This is a genomic window from Vibrio sp. Isolate34 (assembly GCF_022397915.1).
Classification (GTDB): domain Bacteria; phylum Pseudomonadota; class Gammaproteobacteria; order Enterobacterales; family Vibrionaceae; genus Vibrio.
On record NZ_JAKEUO010000001.1, the window covers coordinates 1 to 25,000 of the forward strand.

The following is a 25,000-nucleotide window of genomic DNA, read 5'->3' on the forward strand; positions in this document are numbered from 1 at the left end:
GGTATGGTGGGCACAAGTGCAAGAGAGTGGAATTAAGCCATTGAAAGAGTTCGCACGAAAACTGAGGCCTTATCTTCACGGCATTATTGCATCGGCAAGTTACCCGTTAAACACCTGCACACTAGAAGGGATAAACAACAAGATAAAGCTAATCAAGCGAATGGGGTATGGATATCGAGATACAGATTACTTCTTCTTGAAGATAAAAGCGGCTTTCCCCGGAAAGCCGCGATGAACCATAAAAAAGCCTCGCAATAAGCAAGGCTCATGATTTTGCATTTTGTACCACAAAGAAGTGACTGCTCGAAGAGGCTTAACCAATGATGGCGCGAACCGCTTCCAAGTCTTCCGGCGTATCAACACCCGCTGCAGGCGCTTCAACCGCAACGTCTACGTGGATCTTATCTCCGTACCAAAGTACGCGAAGTTGCTCTAGGCACTCAATGCGCTCCAAAGTACTTGGTTCCCAATTGATGTACGTATTGATGAAACCCGCTCGGTAAGCGTAGATACCAATATGACGAAGCAAAGGAGATTCCGCAGCTGTACCGTTGTTCGCGTAAGCATCGCGATCCCAAGGAATCGTCGCACGACTAAAATACAGTGCGTAACCGTCTCTATCCGTCACGACTTTTACAGCGTTAGGATTAAACACTTCATCAGCGTGAGTAATTTCTACACCTAACGTTGCCATTGGTGCCGTGCTGTTTGCGAGGTTATTCGCCACCTGATTAATAATTGCTGGCGGGATAAGCGGTTCATCACCTTGAACATTCACGATAATGTGGTCATCAGGAATCTTCATTACCTCAATCACTTCAGCTAAGCGCTCAGTACCTGATTCATGATTCGGTGATGTCATACAAACGGTCGCGCCAAATGCTTTCGCCGCTTTTTCAACTCGAGCGTCGTCGGTAGCGATAATAACGTTATCAGCACCTGCCTTCATTGACTGTTCGTATACCCATTGAATCATCGGCTTGCCGCCAATGTCAGCCAAAGGCTTACCTGGCAAACGGCTCGATTGGTATCTTGCCGGTATAACAACCGTGTAAGACATTACTTGCCCTCGTCCATTGAAAGAGTGCGAGCTTCAGGTTCAAGAAGAACAGGAATACCCTCTTTGATTGGGTAAGCTAAGCGATCGATTTTACAAACAAGCTCCTGCTTATCCTTGTCATAAGTTAGTTTACCTTTACATACAGGGCAAGCAACGATCTCAAGCAGACGGTGATCCATAGTATTCCATAACCTCATTTATTCTTTTTAAAATTTGCTGTTGCGAATCTTCATCGAACTGCGCAGAAACTGGAAGATACCACCAGTTATCTTGAGCATATTCTCCGCATTTAACAGCGTCTTTTTCTGTCATAATCATGTTCATACCTTTCTTTGCTAAGGTATGAAGTTCATCTTTATCAAAATCCTGATGGTCGGCGAAGCCTTGTGTGAAAACCACATCACCATCAAGATCGTCTAATGTTTTAAAAAAGCGTGGTGGGTGACCTATTCCTGCAAAAGCCACCAGCTTTGGTAATTCAGCAACCGATGCTTTCTGTCCGGTTTTTAGATTGACTGCTTGGCTTGGTTGCAAAGACATTGAGAGCTCTCGCCCTTGCGCCTTTCCGCCATTGTTAATCAAGAAATCAACATCATCTAAACGTGATACTGACTCTCGCAATGGGCCGAGTGGAATCAGGCTCTCATTACCAAAGCGTCTTACACCGTCAATAACTGAAAATTCAATGTCACGTTCAAGTGCATAATGCTGTAACCCATCATCAGTGATAATGACATTAACACCTTCACCCAACAAAGCCTTCACGGCGTTCGCACGTACAGGGTCGACCGCAACAGGACAACCAGTTCGCTTGCGAATCAAACGAGGCTCATCACCCGAATGTTCGGCTGGCGTATTTTCATCTAGCACGAGTGGATAGTTTGGCGCTTTAGCTCCATAACCTCGAGATACTACACCGGGTTTAAAGCCATTGGCTTGCAGCATCTCAACCAACCAGATAACAACGGGCGTTTTACCGTTCCCACCAGCGGTTATGTTACCAACAACAATCACTGGCAGAGGTGCTCGATAGGTCTCTTTTTTACCAGAAAGGTACGCATCACGACGTTGACTACTGATCATTTTGAACAGCTGGCTCAATGGCCACAGAAGTGGCCAAAGTAGATATTTCAACGGATGATTGTTAAACCAAATCTTTTCGATCACAACAACGACCTAATCTTATCCGCTGAACTGAATTCGGTGCAGCTGCGCGTAAGCACCATCATGTTCAATAAGTTCTGCGTGTGCGCCTCTTTCTACAATTTGGCCATCATCAACCACTAAGATCTCATCAGCTTGCTCGATAGTCGATAAACGGTGAGCAATCACCAATACAGTCTTATCTTTTTGCAGTTCTTCCAATGCAGACTGAATCGCTCTCTCTGATTCAGTATCCAATGCAGACGTCGCCTCATCAAGAATCAGCACAGGTGCATCTCTTAATAGAGCACGTGCAATCGCAATACGTTGTCTTTGACCACCAGAAAGGCTTGCGCCATTTTCACCAACAACGGTATCGATGCCATTTTCCATGCCTTCGATAAACTCACTGGCGTGAGCAAGCTTGGCGGCGTGTTCAATCTGTTCGCGAGTATATTGCTCTTCTGCGGCATACGCGATGTTGTTCGCGACCGTATCGTTAAACAGGTGAACATTTTGAGAAACAAGAGCAAAATGCTCACGTAGGTTTCTCAATTCGTAATCACGAATGTCGTGCCCATCCAATTCGATAGAGCCCGAATCGACGTCATAGAAACGAGTAAACAGGTTAGCAATGGTACTCTTACCCGAACCTGAACGGCCGACAAGTGCAACTGTCTTACCTTTCGGAATATTGAAGCTCACCTTATCAAGTGCTGGTTTCTCTGCACCATCATAAGTAAACGTCACATCTTTTACTGCAACTTCACCGGTTACGGTTTCAGGTTTCAACGTACCTTTGTTTTGTTCTGTATCTAAATCCATCAAACCAAATAGAGTGGTACTTGCTGCCATACCGCGTTGGAATTCAGATGTTACGTTCGTTAGCGCTTTTAGTGGACGCAACAAACCAAACATTGCAGAGAACACAACCGTGAACGTACCTGGAGTTAGCTCAGCCTTGATCGAATCAACACTCGCCAAGAAAAGAACCACCACAATCGCAACGGAAGCGATCATTTGAATGATCGGGTTCGCAGCGGCTTGAGCGGTGATTAACTTCATGCTTTGTTGGCGCATCTGGTTACTTACTTTATCAAAACGGTGTTTTTCTAGATCCTGACCACCGTAAGTAAGAACCACCTTGTGGCCTTTCAACATTTGCTCAGCTGAAGAAGCAACATGGCCCATGCTGGTTTGCATGTTTTTAGAAATCTTTCTGAATCGCTTCGATACGATGCTGATCGCCCACGCAACAAGAGGAGCAACCGCAAATAGAACCAAAGACAACTGCCAGCTGTTCCAGAACATCAATGTTAGCAAGCCAATAATGCTTGCACCTTCACGTACAATGCTGACTAGCGCTTTACTCGTCGCGGCAGACACTTGCTCAGAATCGTAAGTAATTCGAGATAGCAACGCACCTGTCTGTTCTTTATCAAAGAAAGACACAGGCATGTGCATGAAATGACTGAAAATTTTTCGACGAATTTCCATAACCACATTGCCAGAGACCCAGCTCAAGCAATAGGTTGAGACGAAACCACTGACACCACGAATGAACATCATGGCAAAGATAATGATTGGAAGCGTGCGTAAAAAGTCAGATTCAGCATTACCAAAGCCTTCATCAAGTAATGGCTTTAGTAAGGAAATCATATAGGTATCAGAAACGGCATTTATAATAAGCGCAATAACCGCAACACCAAGGCCAGCCTTATATAATCGAATATAAGTCCAAAGTCTTTTAAACGTGACCCAGGTAGTTTCATCTGTTTGTGTTGACATAGAATCGCTTAATTTTCTCACAATAATCTATCTATTCTACTCCCTTACGGAGCATCTGCCTATACCACTGCCTGCCTTGTTCCTCTCTAATCGTATGATATTGCCAACCTTCTTGAGTAAGAGTGATGGTTATTTGTCCGCTTCCTCCTGTATCAAGCCATGTGCTCCCCACTTCTTGATAGCGTGCAATCACCGACTCGCTCGGCATTCCCCATTGATTTCCTTTAGCAAGAGAAGCTATCGCCAGCCGAGGTGACACAGTCACAATAAACGGCTTAATCGATGAAGAATCGCTACCATGGTGCGGAACCAACATGACATCACTCCTTAGCTGCTCTCCTTCACGAGCAAGTAACCACTCACTTATCAGTTCGATATCACCCGTTAACAGCATCGAAAACTCTGAGTTTGGCTCATATATCCTGACAACACACGAATGTGGGTTATACGCTCTCTTCACTTGCTTGGGAGGCCACAGTACTTCAAAAACAACACCCTGCCAGCTCCAATTTTCTCCAACAGTACATGCCTGAATATTAGACTGAGCTTGAGTGGTAGATTGGGTTTGTAGGTTAATGTTCTGACTGGTTCTTACCCACTTAGGATCGTAACTCTCAAGTAATGCCGGAAAGCCACCGGCATGGTCAGAATCAAAGTGGCTGATTATCACACCTTCGATACCTCTTATGCCTCTACTGTTCAATGTAGGGATCAGCAAAGATTCGACAATCGACCCTCCCGGCCATGCATTACCAAGGTCATAAACCACAACTTGATTGTTCTTCTCTAAAACCAAAGACAGTCCGTGTCCAACATCCAAGACATCTATGGTGAAACTATCTTGTTTGGATTCGCCAAGTTCCCACCACAATACAAATGCAGAGACGGTTAATATTGAGAACTTCGATTGGATGTACCGGCTGACAAAACCGAAAAACACGATCAGGAATACAATTAGCTCACTCGTGTGGTTGTCCACCTGAATCCAAAACTGTTCAGAGAAAGGGAGACTGAAAACCAAAGGTTCCAGTGATAAATCAACCAGCTTCCACAACTTAAAAGCGAAGCCATGAGTTAAAGCACTCGATCCGAACAAAAATTCGGAGAACAAGTTCAAAAACATCGCTAGAAACAGCAATGGAATTGTCACCATAGATACCCAAGGCAACAGAAGTAAGTTGTAGAAAACAGAGACCAGACTCACCCCTTGGAAAAACAACATCGAAAAAGGAGCAATTAATAACGTCAACATGAACTGCATCTTGATGAGCGTGAACACTCGGCCGATAAAAGTGGGGCTTGAAGAAGATGGGTTGTTGTTCAAAGCAATGTAGAGCACCGCGCCCAACGCACCAAAGGATAACCAAAAGCTACTCGATAATGCTGAAAATGGCCAAATCAACAAAACCACACACAAGCTCAATGCCACATAGCGAATCAAACTGATACTTTGCCCACGCCAAAGAAAGTAACTCGCGAGAACACACATCACCAGAGCTCTGAGTGTCGGCAAAGTAAATCCTGCAAACCAACTGTAGAAATACGCCAAACCAAGACCAAATAACGTGGGCAACCAAATCAATGACGGAGAAATCAATCGAACTACCTTCCCCAATTGATAACCAATACCAAAAGCAATCCCAATATGGAGCCCTGAAATAGCCATCAAGTGAATTAACCCACTACTTTTAAGCAAGTCCCACCGCTGAGGATCAATGAGATCTCGATAACCAAAACTTAAAGCTACAAGAAGATCGGTGTTGGTCAGCCTATTTAGCCGTTGGAGGCTGCTCTCAAACCACTGAGAACGTAAGTTGGTACTAGAGTGGATCCGATATCTGGTATCTGCTCGGTAAGTTACGTTAGCCACCACACCGGTACTGAACAGGTGTCTTTCCAAATCAAAACCCGCCTCGTTGAGTTTGCCCCATACGGGCTTTATTGAAGCCGACAAATAGACTTCATCTCCGAGCGTTAACTTGAAAGGCGTAAACAACCGCAATTTTATCCATTGAGGAAAGATTAATTTTTCGCCGCCAATTGATCTGGCTACTATTACGCTTTCAAAACCGTGGCTATTTTCACTAAAAAGGCTAACAACCGACGCATTTATGGTAGTATTCTGCCCTGATTGGAATAATCGATTCGTTTGTATTTCAATTGTATTCCCTAGGCAGATAACTAGTATCAATGCTGTTACTGGACCTCTTGCACTCCGGAAAACGCTATACTTTATTGATGCTATCAGTAACAACAGCATTAATGGTGCCCAAACCCAATGTGGCATCACGGGCCAAAAGCTGGCAGACACAACTGTCGCAGCGAATGAAATCAAGAACCAAGTGTTAAACAAGAGAGTAGCTTCCTCCTATGCCAAGAAAGTTTATCAAACGATTTATGCCTGACCATGAGCTCATCAAGCGTCAGAAAGCATTGAAAGTTTTTGGCAATGTTTTGTACAACCCCAACTTATGGTGCCTTAATCGTCGCTCTGCGGCTGGCGCGTTTGCTGTTGGGTTATTCATGGCGTTTGTCCCTCTACCAAGTCAAATGATTATGTCTGCAGGCCTCGCTGTCGCATGTGGCGTTAATCTACCGTTGTCTGTCGCTCTTGTTTGGATCAGCAACCCGGTCACCATGCCAGTACTCTTCTACTTTGCGTACAAAGTTGGGGCGTTTGTTATGCATGTGCCACCTCAAGCCTTTCACTTCGAGCTATCTTGGGACTTTATTTTGGCGCAAATGAGCACGATAGGACCTCCATTCCTACTAGGCTGTCTGATTTGTGGCGTGGTATCAGCGATGATTGGCTACTTTGGTATTCGCAGCTTATGGCGTTACTCAGTGGTGAGAAGCTGGAATAAACGAAAAGCAAGGTACTGAGTGACCTGCTCTGTCTTTAGATCTACCCTTGTATACGATTCAATTGAAACGTAAACGAGCAGAAATCAGATGAATAGCTTACCTCTGCAACATTTGCATGTAAGAAAAGTCGTAAGAAATGCAATGTGAATTCAATAAAAAAGGATCCCATCAGGGATCCTTTTTTATATCTGGAGAAAAAGGTCTAGTTTGTTATTAAAAACGAATGTTATTTACAGCTACCATCATTTAGAACTGAGCACCGAGGCAGGGTTTAACTTCGCCGCTCGCGATGCCGGGTACCATGTCGCTAGTAAGCTCAAAACAATCGCAGTACCTGACACGACAAGAACATCCGTCATGTTTAGTTGTGATGGCAAGAAGTCGACAAAGTAAATATCGCCCGATAGGAACTGATGATCAATCAGCTTTTCAAGCCCTTTTATAATCGTGGTTAGATTGAGCGCGACCAAAACACCTATCGCACTACCGACTAGACTACCTAAAACACCCGAGAATACGCCTTGCCAAACAAAGATGCGTTTCACCAATCCATCAGATGCGCCCATGGTTCGTAGTATCGCTATCTCTGATGCTCTGTCTTTTACTGCCATCATCAAAGTCGAGACAATATTGAAACAAGCCACACCGATTACTAGCACCATAACTAGGTACATGATGGTGCGAACTAGCTGGATATCTCGATATAAGAAACCAAACTTCTGTTGCCAACTGCGCAAATACACATACACATCAAGCTGATTTCCGACTTCACGCACAATCGAGTTGGCATTAAGTACATCGGTTACTTTCAAAGAAACCCCTGTCACAGCTTCACCTAGGTTTGCGTAAACCTGAGCATCACCAAGAGGGATCAAAGCCAAGCTGTGGTCAATCTGGCCATTAAGAGTCAGCAAACCCACCACTTTGACTCGAACTCGTTTTGGCGCTTGAACCTTCACCGTTCCATTCACAGTTGGAATCATCAGGGTTAGGTAATCGCCGACTTTCGCACCGAGCACATTCGCGACACCAGAACCCAAGATGATCTGCTGTTGCCCTGCCTGAAATTCACTCCAAGCTTGTTTATCGATAAAGTTAGACAGGCTTGATACTTCTTGCTCACGCTTAGGATCAACGCCGCGCACTTCGATCGCTTTCAGCTCTTTGCCCTTCTCAGCAAGCGCTGTAATTTTCACATAAGGCGCTGCTGCCACAACCTTGTCGTGTTTCTCGGACTGTTCAATCACATGCTTCCAGCGAGCGACTGGTTCATTCACGCCCTCAAACTCACCGTGTGGAATAACAGAAAGCACACGCGATTCAAGCTCACGCTCGAAACCATTCATGGCCGACAAACCAATAATGATCACCGCCACTCCAACCGCAATACCGATCGTCGAAGACAAGGAGATGAAAGACACCATTTTGTCTCGTTGTTTAGCACGACTAAAGCGGCCGCCAATCAATAGAGATAAAGAAGAAAACACTTAGCTCTCCTCTTTTTCTACGTTAACCAACAAGCCATCTTGCATATGAAGTTGACGATCCATCTTGCCTGCAAGTTCACCATCATGAGTCACCACCAAGAAAGCAGTATCGTATTCACTGTTCAACTCACGCATTAAGTCGTAAATAGAAAGCGCTGTGTTGTGGTCAAGGTTACCCGTCGGTTCATCAGCCAGAACTAGAGCCGGCTTGTTTACCAATGCGCGAGCAATTGCCACACGCTGCCTTTCACCACCAGAAAGTTCGGAAGGTCGGTGGTCAACACGATGACTCAGTCCGACTTTATCAAGTAACAGTTGTGCTTCTTTTTTTGCTTTCGCAGGTTTCTCACCGCCGATAAGTAACGGCATAGCTACGTTTTCGAGTGCAGAAAAATCAGAAAGCAGATGGTGGAATTGATAAACAAAACCTAGGTGCTGGTTGCGCAGTTTAGCTTGCTTGTTCGAACTTAAAGACGCTAAATCTTGACCAAGAAAACTCACACTGCCCGCAGAGGCATCATCAAGCGCACCTAATATATGCAGTAGCGTACTTTTACCTGAACCAGAGGTACCAATGATCGAGACCAGTTCCCCTTTCTCAATCTCAAAGCTAACACCTTTAAGGACTTCGGTATCCAACGAGCCTTCACGGTACGTTTTACGGATATCATTACATTGAAGAAAATTACTCATAACGAAGGGCCTCAGCAGGTTTCACAGACGATGCACGATAAGAAGGGAAAACAGTGGCAATCAAGCTAAGTGCAATAGCCAGAACCACAACAACAGCGATTTGAATTGGGTTAATCATGATTGGCAATTGCCCACCAAACGAGAACAAAGCAACACCCATCGCCTCTAAGATAGTATTCAAGTTCATAGCCAAGACAACGCCTAACACGCCACCTGAGAGCGCACCAATCACGCCGCTACTTGCACCTTGAACCATAAAGATACCCATCACTTGACCATCAGTCATACCTTGGGTTTTAAGAATCGCGACTTCAGATTGCTTCTCCATCACCACCATTATCAGCGCAGAGATAATATTGAATGCAGCAACACCGATGATCAGCCCAAGCATCAAGCCCATCATGTTTTTCTCCATGCGCACGGCTTGGAACAGCTCGCCTCGTTGGTCACGCCAATCGCTCCACAACCAACCATCTGGTAACGGTTGATTTGATAGCTCCGCGACCTCAAACGGGTCATCAAAAAATAGTCGCCAGCCTGAAATCGTGTCCGACTTGTAACGCATCAAACGTCCTGCATCTTGAATGTTGCTTACCATGAGCTGAGCATCAATATCCGAACCCGTATTAAAGATACCGGCGACCGTGAAATTACGTTGGCTTGGAATACGCCCTAGTGGTGTGTATTGGCTTGCGCTGGTCACCATTAGACGAACTTTATCGCCCATGGATACTTTCAAGTTTCTCGCCAAAGTATGACCAAGGAACAGCTGATATTGCCCAGCTTTGAGTGAAGACAAGCGACCTGCAATTAAGTGGTCCTGAAGAGGGTCATCGGAATTTGGCTCTATACCGATTAAAAGGCCAGCCGACAATTGAGCAGGGCTCTGAATCACCGCCTCACTGCGTACAATCGGTTCGACGTGACCATTAAGCGAGATCTGTTCTGCGAAACTTGGGGCTTTTTCGGAAAGTGAGGTCGTGCCCCCTTGCTCATAAACCACAGCCTGAGGAAGAACGCCGAGAATTCGGTCTTTTAATTGCGCTTCGAATCCATTCATTACCGATAAAACAGTAATCAAAGACAGCACACCAATGGTGATACCTGCCGTCGACATGTAAGAAACAAAACGGCTAAAGCGATCACCTGAACGGCCTTTCAAATAACGCAGGCCAACAAACATTGAAATAGGATGAAACATACTTTGAACCATCAAAAAGGGATGCGGGTTAATGTAACGGGTATTGCTGTTACTGTGTAGGGGTTAATTGAAAATATAGAGTGAATTAACTCAATTAGTTAGGCCTGAAAAACAGAACCCTGTCAAAACACCAAATTTCAAACAACTATTTGATAGTTTCAATTAACTGACCTTGATTACTGCGGCCACATAGCGATAATCAATAGATCACTTCAAGGAACTAACGCATGACAGAACAAGAGTTTTTCACCGTTCACCACAGCCTTACCGCTAATATAGAACCAATGGAAAGTAACTTCACTTTGCCTTCTCAAATTCAGTTCGAATCCGAGATCCCTGCCCCTTTCGTTGTGGCGAGTGAATTTAGCCAATTGGACCTGTTAGCCGACAGTGCTCGCGCTGAACTGAAAAACAGCGACTTGAAGAATGTCACCAGTTTATTGGATGCACAGAACTCTAAATTAAACCTGTTGTTGAGCTTTATGTTATCGCAGCAAGATGAAGAGAAGTTTCGTACTCACACCTACTCTTTCGGTGCGAGTCAATTTTCCTGTTTTTCAAAAACAGATATCGAAGCGGGACGTTTGGTAAAAGCTAAACTGTTCCTAGAACACCCTGCCGCGGCCATTTACTGCTACGCGGAAGTGTTTGCAAGCCAACCTAAAGATTCAGGTTTCGAAATCAACTTCAAATACGCTCATCTTCGCGACACCGACCAAGATCTGCTAATCAAAGCGGCACTTCATCAACAACAGAAACTTTTGCGTCAACGCTCTCTAGAACGAGATAACAAGTAAATTAACATGACCAAACAATCTATTTTTACACTACCTACACTCAAAGGAGCCGGTGACAAAAAGCACATCGGTAACCTAGTCGGTTCGTCTCTCGCTCTAGCCATCGCGAAACTCGCAGAGCAGCACAACAGCCATACAGTACTTGCAGTGCCAGACCCACAAGTCGCACTTAAGCTGCAATCTGAAATTGAACAGTTTACGGCACATGAAGTCGCACTATTCCCAGACTGGGAAACACTGCCTTACGACAGCTTTTCTCCACACCAAGAGATCATCTCAGATCGTATCGCTCGCCTTTATGCCTTACCGACATTAAAAGACGGCATTACGATCGTACCGATCAGCACGCTACTTCAGCGTCAATCACCGCGTGACTTCTTGCTGCAACACACCCTAATGGTGAAAACGGGCGATCTCTACTCGCTTGAGAAGCTGCGCCTGCAACTCGAAAAGTCGGGCTATCGTTACGTTGACCAAGTGTTTGGCCCGGGTGAATACGCAAGTCGTGGTTCGATTCTCGATCTGTTCCCGATGGGCAGCAAAGACCCGTATCGTATCGACTTCTTCGATGATGAGATCGATACCATTCGTACCTTCGATCCTGAAAACCAACGTTCTATCGAAGACATCTCTGAGATCCGCCTGTTACCTGCTCACGAATTCCCAACCTCGGAAACGGCAATTGAAGATTTCCGTATTCGTTGGCGCCAACAGTTTGATGCCCGCCGCGAACCAGAATCGGTTTATATGCAGGTATCTAAAGGCACATGGCCGGCTGGTATTGAGTATTGGCAGCCGCTGTTCTTCGATCACACAGAAACGCTTTTTGACTATGTTGCCGATGAAGCGCAACTCTTGGTTCTTGGTGACGTAGAAACCGCTGTTGATTCATTCCTTGCTGATGTCGCTCACCGATACGAGCAACGTGGCGTTGATCCACTACGACCACTACTGACACCTGAACAACTTTGGTTGAAAAAAGACGAGCTCTTCGCTCACTTCAAACAGAAGCCACAGGTCAGCTTAAGCCTAGATTCGATTGAAGAGAAAGCAGGCCGCACTAACTTACCTGTAGTGTCATTGCCTGATCTTAGCGTTCAGCATCAAAATAAAGAGCCGTTAGCTAACCTAAGAAAGTTCACAGAGGCCTTCGATGGCAAAGTGGTATTTTCGGTTGAATCAGAAGGTCGCCGTGAAGCACTGAGTGAACTGCTTCGTGGTATTAAAGTAAGACCAAGCGAAGTTGAAAACCTCGATGGCGCAATTAAAGCAAAGGACAAGTTCAGCCTCATCCTTGGCTCTGCTGAACACGGTTTTATCCATGAAGAGCAAAACATCGCGCTTATCTGTGAAAGCGACTTACTTGGCGATCGTGTTGTTCAGCGTCGTAAGAAAGATAAGAAAAGTGTTAACAGCGACACTGTAATTCGTCACCTTGCTGAGCTTAAACCGGGTCAGCCTGTTGTTCACATTGACCACGGTATTGGTCGCTACATCGGTCTGCAGACTCTCGAAGCCGGTGGCATGAAAACCGAATACGTAACCCTTGAGTATCAAAACGATGCCAAGTTGTACGTGCCTGTTGCTTCTTTGAATCTCATCGGACGCTACTCTGGCGGCGCTGAAGATTCTGCACCACTGCATAAGCTCGGTGGCGAAGCATGGCAAAAAGCACGTAAGCGTGCCGCTGAAAAAGTCCGTGATGTGGCTGCAGAATTACTTGATGTTTACGCCAAGCGTGAGCTGAAACCGGGCTACAAATTTGTATTGGATCGCGGTCAATACGCAACCTTCAAATCTGGCTTCCCGTTTGAAGAAACCGATGACCAAGCGATGGCAATCAATGCGGTTATGTCTGACATGTGCCAAGCAAAAGCCATGGACCGCCTAGTGTGTGGTGATGTTGGTTTTGGTAAGACAGAAGTGGCGATGCGCGCAGCGTTTGTGTGTACGGATAACAGCAAACAAGTGGCGGTTTTAGTTCCGACGACCCTACTTGCTCAGCAACACTTCGAAAACTTCCGTGACCGTTTCGCTAACTTGCCGATTCGTGTCGAAGTTCTGTCTCGATTCAAATCAGCCAAAGAACAGAAATTAATCATGCAAGATGTCGCCGACGGTAAGGTCGATATCTTGGTGGGTACTCACAAGCTACTGTCGAGCGATATCAAGTTCAAAGACCTTGGCTTGTTGGTTGTCGATGAAGAACACCGCTTTGGTGTACGTCAGAAAGAGAAAGTGAAAGCGATGCGTGCAGATGTCGACATCTTAACGTTAACCGCAACGCCTATTCCACGAACGCTAAATATGGCGATGAGTGGTATGCGTGACCTTTCGATCATCGCAACGCCCCCTGCACGACGTTTAGCAATCAAAACCTTTGTTCGTCAAAGTGATGATGCCGTAGTGAGAGAAGCGGTGTTGCGTGAAATCATGCGTGGTGGTCAGGTTTACTTCCTACATAACCAAGTCGATACGATTGAGAAAACGGCTGAATCACTACAAAAACTGATTCCAGAAGCACGCGTGACGGTGGCTCATGGTCAAATGCGAGAGCGCGAACTAGAGCGCATCATGAATGACTTCTACCACCAGCGCTTTAACCTTCTGGTGTGTACAACCATCATTGAGACCGGTATCGATGTTCCAACAGCGAATACCATCTTAATGGACAGAGCCGATAACCTTGGTTTAGCACAGCTGCACCAATTACGTGGTCGTGTGGGTCGTTCTCACCACCAAGCTTATGCTTACTTGTTAACGCCACACCCTAAAGCAATGACCAAAGATGCGATTAAGCGATTAGACGCGATTGCCTCTCTAGAAGACTTAGGCGCAGGCTTTACACTAGCAACTCACGATTTAGAGATTCGTGGTGCAGGTGAACTGTTAGGCGATGAGCAAAGTGGTCAGATTCAGTCGGTTGGCTTTACCTTGTACATGGAAATGCTTGAGCAAGCAGTAGAGGCATTGAAAGAAGGTCGCGAGCCTTCACTTGATGATCTATTGCGTGAGCAAACTGAGATTGAAATGCGCTTGCCGGCTCTATTGCCAGACGACTATATCCCAGACATAAACACGCGCCTATCGACCTACAAACGTATTGCGAGCGTGAGTGATACCGATGAATTGGCAGAGCTTAAAGTTGAGTTGATTGATCGCTTCGGTATTCTTCCTGATGCCACTAAGAACTTATTGTCAGTTTCTGAGCTTAAGTTAGCGGCTGCGTCTATTAAAGCGAAGAAAATTGAGGCTCACGATAAGGGCGGATTCTTAGAATTCTACCCGGATGCTGACATAAACCCGGCCTACCTTGTTAAACTGTTGCAATCTCAACCGCAAAAGTTTTCAATGGAAGGACCAACTAAGTTCAAGTTTACGATACCATTGGTCGACAGACGGAAACGAATTCAATTTGTTAGTGATTTATTGGGCGAATTCAGACAGAACTTGCTGCCTTCAGCATAAGACCCAATACACTTGCACATATAAATTATCCAGCCGGTAGTTCGGCTGGAAGACGGAGTAAAAATGAAAAGACTGATCCCACTGCTACTATTGTTCGTCTCACTGCCAAGTTTGGCTCAGAGACAATTTGATATAGAAGTGATCATTTTTAAGCGCGCTGTTGATGCAGAAAAAGTAAACGAATCTTGGCCAAACACACAGCCTAAGATTTCACTTGAGCGCGTTGGTTCATTTCAAGATACCCAATACCGAGCGAAGAAAGGCGTGCAAATGCTTCCTTACTCGGAATACAAGTTAACGCCTCAGAAAGACAAGCTACGTAAACACGCAGGCTTTGAAGTTCTGATGCACACTGCTTGGCGTCAAGGTGACCAAGGTAAGAGCTCAGCACCTGTTTTTCACATTCAAGCAGGTAAAGACTTCTCTAAACAGTTTAATGCCGATGGCTCTGAGAAAGGTGCGGTTACTGCATCAAAGCCAGATGGCTTCCAAGAAGAGACCATTGATAAGCCGCTTTACGAGTTAGATGGCAAGCTACAAATCTACGTACAGCACTACCTATATGCTGAAACAACGCTGGATTTGAAAGCGCCAAGCGTTCGTGAAGTGACTCTACAAGAACAGCAAATCGAACTAGATTCGCCAGTAAGTGGTGCAGAGAGTAATGTTCAGGTGGGTAACCTTACCGAGATCTCTCCGACCGTTGAAGTGCAAGAGTTCCTTAAGAGCTACCGTATGGACCAAAAACGTCGCATGCGCAGTACAGAAACTCACTACCTAGACCACCCGCTTCTTGGCATAGTGATTCAAGTACGTCGCGTCGCTCAATAAACCACGTACGCAGTCTTCAGCTAGCAACTCAACTATTCTTATAGAGAGTGGAACTTGATATAAAGAATTGAAGTTGTATTAAGCATTGAATACGCCCTCCATTGTGAGGGCGTTTTATTAGCCATTACACGTTATTTGGTGCGTCCTATGAGCCCAGACTTTCAGATCAATACACAGAATCTAAGCCTCAAAATCATTGAAGCCTCAGATGCTCAAGAGTTTGCTCATCTGATCAAATCTTCACCGAGTTTATTGCCTTGGGTAGACTGGTGTCATGATGAGTTTTCTATCGTGGAAGCCGAAAAATTCATTCTGGCAACTCGCCTGAACTGGGTCAAAGCCGATGCGTTTGGTTTTGGCATTTTTGAGCGAAAAACCGATAAGCTGGTCGGAATGGTGGCAATCAATGAGCTTTACCACACCTTTAATATGGCGAGTTTAGGTTATTGGGTCGGTGACGAGTTTCAAAGGAGAGGTATTGCCAAAGAAGCGATGCTAACCTTGTTTGAGTTCTGCTTTGCTCAGCTTAAGCTAACGCGCTTAGAGATCGTTTGTGATATCGAAAATCTACCCAGCCAAAAGCTGATAGAGAAGTGCGGTGCAGATCGAGAAACCATTGCCAAGAATCGATTTCTGTTTAACGGAAAACCGAAAGATGGCGTCGTTTACTCGGTATTACCGCCAACGGCTTAACCGTTACAACTCAGTGATAAGCGTAAATGTCACTTAACCGGGTAAATGCCACTAAATTGGCACGATCAAAAAAGAGCTCCGAAGAGCTCTTTTTTATTATTAACTTGAAGCTATTTATCAGGCTTAGCTGATTAGTGAAGCTTTAGGTTTGGACGAAGTACACGGTTAATACGACCAACCAACATCATCAATGATGTTTTGATCAAACCGTGAAGCGCCATCTGGTGCATGCGGTACAAAGAGATGTAAACCACACGAGCAATACGACCCTCAACCATCATCGAACCTTTAGTCAGGTTACCCATCAAGCTACCTACCGTAGAGAAACGGCTTAGTGAAACCAGTGAGCCTTTATCTTTGTAGATGTAGTCTTTCAGGTCACGACCGTTCAGCTTAGCAATGATGTTACTGAATGCGCAGCTTGCCATTTGGTGAGCCGCTTGTGCGCGTGGTGGAACGAATGAACCATCCGCTTGTGTACATTGTGCCAAGTCACCGATAGCAAAGATGTTGTCATCCAGTGTCGTTTGCAGCGTGTTTTTCACAACCAGTTGGTTAATACGGTTAGTCTCAAGACCACCGATATCTTTCATGAAATCTGGTGCTTTAATACCAGCCGCCCATACCATGATTTGTGCAGGGATCTTGTCGCCGTCTTTGGTTGTTAGGCCATCAGCATCAGCTTGCGTCACCATAGTATTCGTACGAACGTTCACACCAAGCTTAGTTAGCTCAGAGTGTGCTGCGCTTGAAATACGAGGAGGAAGAGCAGGAAGAATACGCTCACCCGCTTCCACTAGGTTCACGTTCAGCTTGCTTGAATCTAGATCACCGAAACCGTAAGTACGAAGCTCTTTTACTGCATTGTGAAGCTCAGCAGAAAGCTCAACACCCGTTGCACCCGCACCAACAATCGCGATGTCTACCGTACCTTGACCGTTCTTAGCGTGAAGCTTTAAGAACTGGTTGTTCATTTCAGTACGGAAACGGTGCGCCTGTTCTGGGCTATCAAGGAAAATACAGTTGTCGCGAACACCTGGAGTGTTGAAGTCGTTCGACGTTGAACCTAGTGCCATAACAAGAATGTCGTATTCAAGTTCACGACTTGGCATCAACAGTTCACCATGCTCATCTTTCAGCTCGCTCAGTGCAATCACTTTACGTTCACGATCGATGTCGTTCAGGCTGCCCATTTGGAAGTCGAAGTAATGATTTTTTGCATGTGCGCGGTAGCTTAATGCATCAACACCTTCATCCAGTGAGCCCGTTGCTACTTCATGAAGTAATGGTTTCCATAGGTGGCTTGCTTTACGGTCTACCAGAGTGATCTGGGCACGCTTCTTACGACCTAAAGTTCGGCCTAGCTTAGTTGCTAGCTCTAAACCACCAGCACCGCCGCCTACTACGATAATTTTTGTCACAATGACAATCCTCTACAAAATGAATAAATGGGGTTCGGTCCGATTGCTCCAACCGATAAATTCTATGTATCTACTCGGCCTTGTTGATAAGGCTGTGACATATTGGATAACCGCGGAAAAGAATAACGACAGCTCACCGAGTAGTTAGAGGGATTACAAACAACAAACATTCGTTTGTCGCTCTGCTCACATGGATAAAAAAGGCGTCTACCTGAGAGATAGAACGCAAATTATGGGCAAGCTTTTCACTCGCTCTCAATTTTTTTTGATATTTGTCAAAATATTTTGCTTGGGAACATTATATATAGCAAAAAGATGACCGCAACAAAAATCCTTGCCCGCAATGAGGATTCGCGGCTAATTAGTTAACGTTTGCGCAAACTTATCTATAAATGCACAAACTGAGCAATAAAACATATATAACTGTTTTATCAATACCTAACCCCAAGATTCAGATGTGAAAAAACAGCACCCAAATGAGCACTGCTTTTATAAAATAATCGGAGTGGTTAGGCGTTCTTAAACGCTTTAATTGCCTGAAGGTGCTGAGAGATCTTTTTGAATTTATGACTCTCTTTCTCGTCCCAGATGACATCGTAGTAATCTTCGAGCGCAGCGGCTGTTTTGCTATTGTCGTGAATTTCATCTTCACGAGAAAGTACCACTAAACAGCGACCTTTGTTCTTCATACGATACTGAGCGACACACTTAGTAGCGATGTCTTCGTACTCTTCTGGACGGTCAATGCGACCCACCATGTTGTTCTCAGGGTGCAGATTCGGGTTGAAGACCACCTGCTTAATACCACATAAGAAACCAATACGCTCAGACCAAAAACCACCTAAACCAACACCACAAATGATTGGATGCGGATCATCGGATTGTTCTATCACTTTATGCACTTCTTTTAGCAAATGCTGCATATCGTGTTTTGGATGCAAAGTACTGTAGTTAATGAAACGAACGTCATCATCAATGAATTGCAACTGCAGTATTTTTTCGTGATTGCCCGGGCTTGTTGAGTCGAAGCCATGTAGATAGATAATCATTGTACCTCCCCCGTTGAATATTGGTACGTTCTGATCAATCTAACACGAAAAACAAGGTTTTAAAGGGAAGACCACCGAAATTATATTTTTCACTTCCTAAACGTGATCCTAGCTACATAAAGTGTGACTTAGAGCCTCTGCTTCTCGCAGGTAACTTTCATCACCCCATAGCTGATGAGCGAGCAAATACCATAACATCGCCATCATTTGACTTCTTGGTAACCATGCTTCTACACCATCAAGCCAAGGCTGAACATCATGAATGTCTCGCAATTGACAATACTTGTTAACCGCTTCCGAAACTGGCACACCTGCAACCGCAATGGTTAAGGTTAGATCAAGCCTAGGGTCGGCTAGCGCTGCGTATTCCCAATCAATAATCTTAATCTCATCGCTGCTTCTCACTAGGTTGTAACCACCTAAATCAAAATGGCACAAAGATAGGTCAACGCTTGGAATACTTGGAGTGGTTCGCCACTCTTGATAAATTTTGGTGCAGGTTTCCGTCTTATGAATCGCATCAAGCTGCAGCCAATAATGGTCAACTCTTGCTGTAAAGCTGAATGGTTGGAGCGGCAATCGCGCAGTGTTAACCAGATGCACTGAGATCAACGTTTTCAACAGGTCATCAATGTCTAGCCCTTCATAAAGAGTCTCACCATCAATCCATTCAACCAATAACCCTTGCTCATTCACCACCATCGGGCTTGGGCCAATACCAAGGCGCTCAATCGTCGACAGCACTTGATACTCTTCATGACGAGAGATAAAGAAGGCTTTGGTGATCGGGGTGATTGGACGCCATACGTAGGCTGTTCCATCGGCTGAAACCAGCTTCCAACATCGATTAGTCAAACCGCCTGTCAGAGTCTGTGCCCTAACCGGTGGCTTTGAAAAGTAACCATCAAGCGAACTCAAACTGGTATCAAGAAGCTTAGCCTCAGACCAAGAAAAAATTGCCATTGCTCATTCCTTATAAACGTCTTTGTTTCCCTACAAAAAAGACACTGACCAAAAGCCAGTGTCTCTTCATTAACAGCACATCATGTACTGCATTGGCGTGTGACCAAACTATTCACTTTCAATAGTCAGTGTCATAGTTGGCAGTTAAGCGAAATTAAAGACCCAGTAGGCTCTTAGATTGCTGCTTACGGATTTCAGTCTCGTCAGCCCACTCAATCAAGCCAGACTCAAGATCCATTAGACGCATAGTCATTTTGTAGTACACGTCTTCGTCGCTGCCCGCTTTCTTCACGATACTTGATAGGTTGCCGTACAGCATGTACTGAGCACCAACCATTTTACCGAACTGGATTGCTGAGCTTTGGTTAACTAGCTCATCGTTGTTTTGGAAGTTCAGTTGGTCACGAACAGACTCTACACGGTCCATATCAACGAAACGGAACTTACCAGAGTTCAGCATTTTGGTACTGATTGTGTCAGTGATTGACTCAGTATCGATGTGCTCACTTGTTTTGTTCTTGATACGCTCAACGAACACGATTGGACGCTGTTCACGAGTAATGTAAGACACTGAACCAGAAGCCATCATGCTATCGACCATTTCACCCGCAATCGTTTGAAGGTCAGTTGAACCGAAATCGATTGTCGTGGTTTCTACTGCTTGTGCATCACCGTAGCTTACCTTGTTCGAACAACCGCCTAAAATAACCGCTAAACCTAGTAGCGCAATGACACTCTTTTTCATTTTGTTTCCTCAACTTATCACTGAGTGGGGTTACCCACACTCTTAAATTCTTGTCTGTGCGAATCAATGAATTCGCTTTCTGGAACTCTAGTCGATGTTAACTAAAGCCAGTTATCACTAAATCTATTCTAATCGAGCTTACTGCTCTCGGAACTGAACTCGGAACTGAGTCGCTTTCGGGTTTACCGACACTTCCGACAACGAAAGACTTTCAAAGCCACGAACAATCGCTTGTTTCCAAGGACCTTGTTTTAGGTTGACCTCAAGCCCGGCATCGTCGTACCAGTAGAAACGATAAAGGATATGTTGATCGCCTTTATAGTTACTGTTTAAACGAACGATTCCTCGCGTATGACCGTCGACTAGATCGGTGCGGATATCTTCAACCTGTAAACGGCTACCCAATACCTTGTCACCAAAGAAAACGTTCTGAGTCAGACTATCAACCCTTACGCCAGCTGTATTATCAGCACAACCAGCCAGAGCCATAACAGCTGCTAAGCTCACTAACCACTTTTTCATTACAGCCTCCCTAGCTGTTTATGCCACATTGTTGCGTTATTCCCTTGTCGAGAAATCCAAACCAAGGTGGTCTGCCCTTCTCGAATATCCAAGTCATACGTTTTAGCGCCCGCTTCTAACGTATATTGACCGCTATTTGCTACAAACGTGCTGCTCTTAATCTCAGCAGGCAAAGATTGCCAACTGCGCGTGTCTGGTTGCTCTGTCAGTGTGTTCCACACATTGAACAAGATGTTACCGACATCATCGCCCTTGGTTGCTTCTTTACGAATACGGTCTTTCGCGACCACACGCAGCGCTTGGCGAATAACAATTGTCGTCATGCGCTCAGATAAATCGTTCTGAGCCATCGCGTTTACATCCGTAATCAAGTGTTCTTGTAACGGTTGTCCGCTGATTCGTAACGCAGAAAAACGCTCTACGTTTTGGCTCGGGTAATATGGCAGCGCAAGAGAATATATTGCCCCTTGATCGCGACTGTCATAAACAGGTAAATCCAATCGCCAACTGTCCATTGCTTGAACCGCGCTTTGCTCTTGAAGAACAATCACACGTCCTTGCCCGCTAGCAAGCTTTGACGATTGCTTGTAGCGCTTTTCAAGTGTCTCTAAATCTTGTCTCATGCCTAAACGAGCGGCTGTCGCCATCGTTCTGTCGATGATCTCTTGGTTCTCCGGCATAACCGCCAGAGCACGTCGATAGTCGACATAAGCGCTGTTTAAATCGTTTGAAGCTTCATAAAGCAGCCCCGACAAAAACATCAAATACGCATTCTGAACCGATTGCAGCTTCTTACCCGCGTCTGGGTAATTGGCAAGGATGCTACCGACATTGGCAGACAAGCCTTGCTTCTTCGCATCGTTAGCGGCTCTTTCTAGCTCCGCTTCACGTTGCTTCTTTGCTTGTTCTTGAACTTGGTTGGCGCGACGCATTTCAATCACCGCACCTTCTAAATCGTTTTTCTTGAGATAATTCAAACCGAGATAGAGATGAAGAAAGCCTAACTCGTAATCAGGCGGCACATACTCGGTGATATTGTCGTTTACAGCCAACGCACCTACGCTGGTTGCACTGTCTGAAATAGAGATCACGGCTTTGTTTTGTTGATCTTTTACGGCCTGATCAGCCAGTTCAAATGAAGACTTACTCTCAGGGTACTTTTGATCCAGCAGGTTAATTCTGCCTCTTTCAAAGTTATCAAGGATGTCGCCTGCTGCGTAATCTGGTAACTCTTGTTGAGCCTCTGAATAATCTCCAGATTTCACTGCTTGATAGATAGCTTTGTTTTGCGCACTGTAATGACTGAACAGGCTGCCTGCAGACATACTCGCACAACCCGCGGTCAACGCCGATAACAGGGCAATGGAAGCGAATCTAAACTGTTGCTTCACTTATCGTCTCCGTGCATGTTTAAAGTGCCAACTTTAGTAGTATCATTATCAAAACGAAACGTGTTGTTAAAAGGATCTTAAGCAAGTGGATACCTTGCTTTTTAGGCTCTACCTAATCGATGCCGATATTCAGACAACAGATAAAACTTAAAGTTGGCATACAAACTACAAATTTTCCAACTAGCTACTTATGTTACTTAACTCGTTAGCTTTTTTTGCTAACTCATTAATTAACACACTAGCTCATTAGCAGAGGGCCGAGCGGACGACCGCCCACTAAGTGCATGTGAATGTGGTAAACCTCTTGGCCACCGTGAGAATTACAGTTCACGATAAGACGGTAACCATCTTCTGCGATGCCTTCTTCTTTAGCTAACTTACGAGCAACGGTAAACATACGCCCCATCATCGCTTCATCTTCTACTTCAACATCATTGGTTGTTGGAATCAGCTTGTTCGGGATAATTAGAATATGGCTAGGAGCGCGAGGGTTAATATCGCGAAACGCCGTTACTAAGTCGTCTTGGTATAGCAGATCTGCAGGAATTTCTTTATTGATGATCTTACTAAAGATGGTTTCTTCAGCCATGTTTTTCTCCGATAAAACATTTACTTTTTAATGTTTTGAGTATGCGCTATGCCGCAACAAACCACAATAAATCCGCTTTAAAGCATAATAAAAAACACCGTTCAAATCAAAGAAAACCAGTGTTAGCTCTCAAGAATGGCATGTTGATTATAACTGAGGGTTATTTTTGCCGTATGCGTCATAAAATGCGTAAGCGGAGCTCAATAGAATGCTGACAATTTTGTTAGTTTTACTTTGACCTGACATTGGGTCTGCATTTTTATTAGGGAGAAAGCCATGAAGGGATCTGTGATCAAGCGTATGTACGCTGGTTTCGCACTGATCATCATCATGTTCGCAGTCACGATAACCATCATGATGAACAGCATGAATCAGATACACAGCAATTTTGAGAGTGTCTCAGAAACCTCATTACCGCTTGTTGCGCTTTCAAATCAAACAAGTGTTCAATTGCTCTCTGCTGACAAATCATTCAAAGACTTCTTAACCACACAAAACGCTGAACGCATGTCTGCAATGCGCACAGAGTTTGCTGCATCACAAAACTCGTTTTCTGAAGTTCTAAGCAATCTAGAAGCGGCAAGCCAGAACGACTCCACACTCATCGAACGAATCGCACAATTACGAGCGATGGAAGAACGCTACTTTACGGAAGCAGACGAAGCGATGAACAACTACGTCGCGATGTTTGAAGCACAAGAACAAGTACAAAAAGCATCACGTGACTTCCAACGCCTGCATTCAGAATTAACGGTTGGCATGAAAGAGTACGTTGCTGACCAAAAAAGTATCTCTGTAAAAGTGATGGCGAAGAGCTACTTCATCAAACTGCAAGACGCTGAGGTAATCACTTCAGATGCGCTAGCAAGCTCTGATGTTGCCTTCGTACAGAAAGCCGTTAACCAAAACAAGAAAGCAGTGACTCACCTAAACTACGCATACCGTGGTTTAGCGACACAGTTGCCTGCACTTAAAAATGTCTTCGATGAATCGGTTCAGAAATTTACCAAAGACGTTGGCCAAAAAGGCGGCGTACTGGACAAACACAACAACTATCTACAAGCGAAACAAGCGCTGTACGTCAACATCGCAAACCTAGCGGTTGAAGTAGACCAAGCGATGGCGGTATTAGATTCATTCAACGTAACTGCAGAAGAGCAACTTAACGCTTCATTGGCAGACGCGAGCAGCATTTACGACAAAGGCCTATTCAACGCAATTGCGATTGGTATTGTTGTAACGGTATTCGCTGCTGCTATCGGTTACCACATTGCACACAGTGTAAGAGAGCCGCTAACTCGCATTCTAGGGACATTAGAAGGACTAACTGAAGGCGACATGACTCAGCGTATCGACATTCGTTACGACAACGAATTCAGCCGCGTGAGCCGTCACATCAACACCTTAGCCGACAACCTACACAATATCCTTGTGAAGTTGAATGACGCTTCAGATGACTTGACTAAAACGGCAAGCGTAAACCAGAAGACCTCTTCTGAGACGCAGGCTCAGCTGAACAGCCAGCGCGAACAAACCGCTACCGTTGCGACAGCAATGACAGAGATGTCTCATTCGGTACAAGAAGTAGCGAACAGCGCGCAAAGCTCATTAACTATGGTTCAGCAGGTTGAATCAGCGTCTGAATCTGGTCGTCAAATCATGAACACCAACATCAGCACCATCAACCAACTCGAGGTTCGCTTGAACGAATCTGTAGGCGCTGTGGGTGAGCTGCAACAGATGAGTAGTCAGATTGGTTCAATCCTAGATGTGATTCGTGGCATCGCAGAGCAAACCAACCTACTCGCACTCAACGCAGCCATCGAAGCAGCGCGTGCGGGTGAGCAAGGTCGTGGCTTTGCGGTCGTTGCCGATGAAGTTCGAGTGTTAGCGCAGAAGACGACACAATCAACGTCTGAAATCGAGACCATGATCAGCAACCTACAATCAAGCTCGAAAACAGCAAGCAACGTAATTGAAAGCTGTATGAGCGATATGGACATGTCGGTTCAACAAGCATCAAATGCGAACAGTGCGATGGAAGAAATCCAAGCATTGATTCTAGAGATTAGCCACATGAGTACACATATCTCTCAAGCAGCCGCTGAGCAGAGTGAAACGTCTGGCGACATTGCACGTAACATCGAAGACATCAACCACATCGCAGATAAGAGCTACCAAGCGATGTCATCAATTGCAGAAGCGAGTCAAAACCTGACGATTCTGGCAAATCAGCAGGGTGATTTGGTACATCAATTCAAACTATAGATAAATGAAGAATCGATAGATATTTA

At 45.1% G+C, this 25,000-nt stretch carries 22 protein-coding genes; 7 read left to right on the plus strand and 15 right to left on the minus strand.

Annotated features, from left to right (window positions below; translation table 11 throughout):
• Window positions 1-235: transposase (locus L1D22_RS00005; RefSeq protein ID WP_239828271.1), on the plus strand; the 235-nt coding region annotated here is incomplete at its 5' end.
• Between the two features lie 78 nt (window positions 236-313).
• On the opposite strand, the gene kdsB is transcribed toward L1D22_RS00005, so the two are convergent.
• Genes kdsB through L1D22_RS00030 form a run of 5 tightly spaced genes read right to left on the minus strand, consistent with a single transcriptional unit; the run spans window position 314 to window position 6,344 of the window.
• Window positions 314-1,060, minus strand: coding sequence for a 3-deoxy-manno-octulosonate cytidylyltransferase (kdsB, locus tag L1D22_RS00010; RefSeq protein WP_239828272.1), 747 nt, complete (start codon window positions 1,058-1,060; stop codon window positions 314-316).
• On the minus strand, window positions 1,060-1,239 hold the full coding sequence (locus L1D22_RS00015; protein WP_176681649.1) for a Trm112 family protein: 180 nt from the start codon (window positions 1,237-1,239) through the stop codon (window positions 1,060-1,062). Before L1D22_RS00015 ends, kdsB begins: the two co-directional genes overlap by 1 nt.
• On the minus strand, window positions 1,220-2,227 hold the full coding sequence (gene lpxK / locus L1D22_RS00020; protein ID WP_239828273.1) for a tetraacyldisaccharide 4'-kinase: 1,008 nt from the start codon (window positions 2,225-2,227) through the stop codon (window positions 1,220-1,222). Before lpxK ends, L1D22_RS00015 begins: the two co-directional genes overlap by 20 nt.
• Before the next feature lie 15 nt (window positions 2,228-2,242).
• Window positions 2,243-3,991, minus strand: a complete 1,749-nt coding sequence (gene msbA / locus L1D22_RS00025) for a lipid A ABC transporter ATP-binding protein/permease MsbA (protein WP_239828274.1) — start codon at window positions 3,989-3,991, stop codon at window positions 2,243-2,245.
• A 31-nt stretch (window positions 3,992-4,022) separates the two neighbouring features.
• Window positions 4,023-6,344, minus strand: coding sequence for a DNA internalization-related competence protein ComEC/Rec2 (locus tag L1D22_RS00030; RefSeq protein ID WP_239828275.1), 2,322 nt, complete (start codon window positions 6,342-6,344; stop codon window positions 4,023-4,025).
• Between the two features lie 17 nt (window positions 6,345-6,361).
• Between L1D22_RS00030 and L1D22_RS00035 the strand changes: the two genes are divergently transcribed.
• Window positions 6,362-6,874 carry a DUF2062 domain-containing protein gene (locus L1D22_RS00035; RefSeq protein WP_239828276.1) on the plus strand — a complete coding sequence of 171 codons (513 nt, stop codon included), beginning with the start codon at window positions 6,362-6,364 and terminating at the stop codon, window positions 6,872-6,874.
• A gap of 224 nt (window positions 6,875-7,098) precedes the next feature.
• Here L1D22_RS00035 and lolE read toward each other — a convergent pair whose 3' ends face one another.
• From lolE to lolC, 3 genes are read right to left on the minus strand one after another with little or no spacing between them, the layout of a single operon-like run.
• Window positions 7,099-8,343 (minus strand): lipoprotein-releasing ABC transporter permease subunit LolE, encoded by a 1,245-nt coding sequence (gene lolE, locus L1D22_RS00040; RefSeq protein WP_239828277.1) that lies wholly within the window; start codon window positions 8,341-8,343, stop codon window positions 7,099-7,101.
• The gene (lolD, locus tag L1D22_RS00045; protein WP_239828278.1) at window positions 8,344-9,036 is read right to left on the minus strand and encodes a lipoprotein-releasing ABC transporter ATP-binding protein LolD; all 693 of its coding nucleotides are present in this window, start codon (window positions 9,034-9,036) and stop codon (window positions 8,344-8,346) included.
• Window positions 9,029-10,237, minus strand: a complete 1,209-nt coding sequence (gene lolC / locus L1D22_RS00050; RefSeq protein ID WP_239828279.1) for a lipoprotein-releasing ABC transporter permease subunit LolC — start codon at window positions 10,235-10,237, stop codon at window positions 9,029-9,031. The genes lolD and lolC overlap by 8 nt, the downstream gene beginning before the upstream one ends.
• A gap of 227 nt (window positions 10,238-10,464) precedes the next feature.
• Between lolC and L1D22_RS00055 the strand changes: the two genes are divergently transcribed.
• The 4 genes from L1D22_RS00055 to L1D22_RS00070 all read left to right on the plus strand — a co-directional run bounded on the left by L1D22_RS00055 (window position 10,465) and on the right by L1D22_RS00070 (window position 16,026).
• Window positions 10,465-11,034, plus strand: a complete 570-nt coding sequence (locus tag L1D22_RS00055; RefSeq protein ID WP_048669044.1) for a hypothetical protein — start codon at window positions 10,465-10,467, stop codon at window positions 11,032-11,034.
• 6 nt (window positions 11,035-11,040) lie between these two features.
• A complete protein-coding gene (gene mfd, locus L1D22_RS00060; protein ID WP_239828280.1) occupies window positions 11,041-14,502 on the plus strand; it encodes a transcription-repair coupling factor in 3,462 nt (1,153 codons plus the stop codon).
• Window positions 14,503-14,565: 63 nt separating this feature from the next.
• Window positions 14,566-15,333: a peptidoglycan binding protein CsiV gene (locus L1D22_RS00065; RefSeq protein WP_239828281.1), complete on the plus strand. Its 768-nt coding sequence runs from the start codon at window positions 14,566-14,568 to the stop codon at window positions 15,331-15,333.
• 147 nt (window positions 15,334-15,480) lie between these two features.
• A complete protein-coding gene (locus L1D22_RS00070) occupies window positions 15,481-16,026 on the plus strand; it encodes a GNAT family protein (protein ID WP_239828282.1) in 546 nt (181 codons plus the stop codon).
• A 131-nt stretch (window positions 16,027-16,157) separates the two neighbouring features.
• Here L1D22_RS00070 and L1D22_RS00075 read toward each other — a convergent pair whose 3' ends face one another.
• The 7 genes from L1D22_RS00075 to hinT all read right to left on the minus strand — a co-directional run bounded on the left by L1D22_RS00075 (window position 16,158) and on the right by hinT (window position 22,706).
• Window positions 16,158-17,447 carry an NAD(P)/FAD-dependent oxidoreductase gene (locus L1D22_RS00075; RefSeq protein WP_017632170.1) on the minus strand — a complete coding sequence of 430 codons (1,290 nt, stop codon included), beginning with the start codon at window positions 17,445-17,447 and terminating at the stop codon, window positions 16,158-16,160.
• Between the two features lie 509 nt (window positions 17,448-17,956).
• Window positions 17,957-18,496, minus strand: a complete 540-nt coding sequence (ycfP, locus tag L1D22_RS00080) for an alpha/beta hydrolase YcfP (RefSeq protein ID WP_239828283.1) — start codon at window positions 18,494-18,496, stop codon at window positions 17,957-17,959.
• 108 nt (window positions 18,497-18,604) lie between these two features.
• Window positions 18,605-19,459, minus strand: a complete 855-nt coding sequence (locus tag L1D22_RS00085; RefSeq protein WP_239828284.1) for a phosphotransferase — start codon at window positions 19,457-19,459, stop codon at window positions 18,605-18,607.
• Window positions 19,460-19,613: 154 nt separating this feature from the next.
• Entirely contained in the window at window positions 19,614-20,204 is a 591-nt protein-coding gene (gene lpoB / locus L1D22_RS00090) for a penicillin-binding protein activator LpoB (RefSeq protein WP_017060223.1), read from the minus strand.
• Window positions 20,205-20,342: 138 nt separating this feature from the next.
• On the minus strand, window positions 20,343-20,726 hold the full coding sequence (locus tag L1D22_RS00095) for a YcfL family protein (protein WP_017632173.1): 384 nt from the start codon (window positions 20,724-20,726) through the stop codon (window positions 20,343-20,345).
• Entirely contained in the window at window positions 20,726-22,117 is a 1,392-nt protein-coding gene (locus tag L1D22_RS00100; RefSeq protein WP_239828285.1) for a hypothetical protein, read from the minus strand. Before L1D22_RS00100 ends, L1D22_RS00095 begins: the two co-directional genes overlap by 1 nt.
• 238 nt (window positions 22,118-22,355) lie before the next feature.
• Complete coding sequence (gene hinT / locus L1D22_RS00105) at window positions 22,356-22,706, minus strand: purine nucleoside phosphoramidase (protein ID WP_004736268.1); 351 nt, start codon at window positions 22,704-22,706, stop codon at window positions 22,356-22,358.
• 276 nt (window positions 22,707-22,982) lie between these two features.
• Between hinT and L1D22_RS00110 the strand changes: the two genes are divergently transcribed.
• Window positions 22,983-24,974, plus strand: a complete 1,992-nt coding sequence (locus tag L1D22_RS00110) for a methyl-accepting chemotaxis protein (RefSeq protein ID WP_239828286.1) — start codon at window positions 22,983-22,985, stop codon at window positions 24,972-24,974.
• The last annotated feature ends 26 nt before the right edge of the window (window positions 24,975-25,000 follow it).

What these genes read in the sequence shown, in the direction of transcription:
- kdsB (WP_239828272.1), bottom strand. Translation starts at nt 1,060, where the DNA reads ATGTCTTACACGGTTGTTATACCGGCAAGATACCAATCGAGCCGTTTG.
- L1D22_RS00015 (WP_176681649.1), bottom strand. Translation starts at nt 1,239, where the DNA reads ATGGATCACCGTCTGCTTGAGATCGTTGCTTGCCCTGTATGTAAAGGT.
- msbA (WP_239828274.1), bottom strand. Translation starts at nt 3,991, where the DNA reads ATGTCAACACAAACAGATGAAACTACCTGGGTCACGTTTAAAAGACTT.
- L1D22_RS00035 (WP_239828276.1), top strand. Translation starts at nt 6,362, where the DNA reads ATGCCAAGAAAGTTTATCAAACGATTTATGCCTGACCATGAGCTCATC.
- lolD (WP_239828278.1), bottom strand. Translation starts at nt 9,036, where the DNA reads ATGAGTAATTTTCTTCAATGTAATGATATCCGTAAAACGTACCGTGAA.
- lolC (WP_239828279.1), bottom strand. Translation starts at nt 10,237, where the DNA reads ATGTTTCATCCTATTTCAATGTTTGTTGGCCTGCGTTATTTGAAAGGC.
- L1D22_RS00055 (WP_048669044.1), top strand. Translation starts at nt 10,465, where the DNA reads ATGACAGAACAAGAGTTTTTCACCGTTCACCACAGCCTTACCGCTAAT.
- mfd (WP_239828280.1), top strand. Translation starts at nt 11,041, where the DNA reads ATGACCAAACAATCTATTTTTACACTACCTACACTCAAAGGAGCCGGT.
- L1D22_RS00065 (WP_239828281.1), top strand. Translation starts at nt 14,566, where the DNA reads ATGAAAAGACTGATCCCACTGCTACTATTGTTCGTCTCACTGCCAAGT.
- L1D22_RS00070 (WP_239828282.1), top strand. Translation starts at nt 15,481, where the DNA reads ATGAGCCCAGACTTTCAGATCAATACACAGAATCTAAGCCTCAAAATC.
- ycfP (WP_239828283.1), bottom strand. Translation starts at nt 18,496, where the DNA reads ATGATTATCTATCTACATGGCTTCGACTCAACAAGCCCGGGCAATCAC.
- L1D22_RS00085 (WP_239828284.1), bottom strand. Translation starts at nt 19,459, where the DNA reads ATGGCAATTTTTTCTTGGTCTGAGGCTAAGCTTCTTGATACCAGTTTG.
- lpoB (WP_017060223.1), bottom strand. Translation starts at nt 20,204, where the DNA reads ATGAAAAAGAGTGTCATTGCGCTACTAGGTTTAGCGGTTATTTTAGGC.
- L1D22_RS00095 (WP_017632173.1), bottom strand. Translation starts at nt 20,726, where the DNA reads ATGAAAAAGTGGTTAGTGAGCTTAGCAGCTGTTATGGCTCTGGCTGGT.
- hinT (WP_004736268.1), bottom strand. Translation starts at nt 22,706, where the DNA reads ATGGCTGAAGAAACCATCTTTAGTAAGATCATCAATAAAGAAATTCCT.
- L1D22_RS00110 (WP_239828286.1), top strand. Translation starts at nt 22,983, where the DNA reads ATGAAGGGATCTGTGATCAAGCGTATGTACGCTGGTTTCGCACTGATC.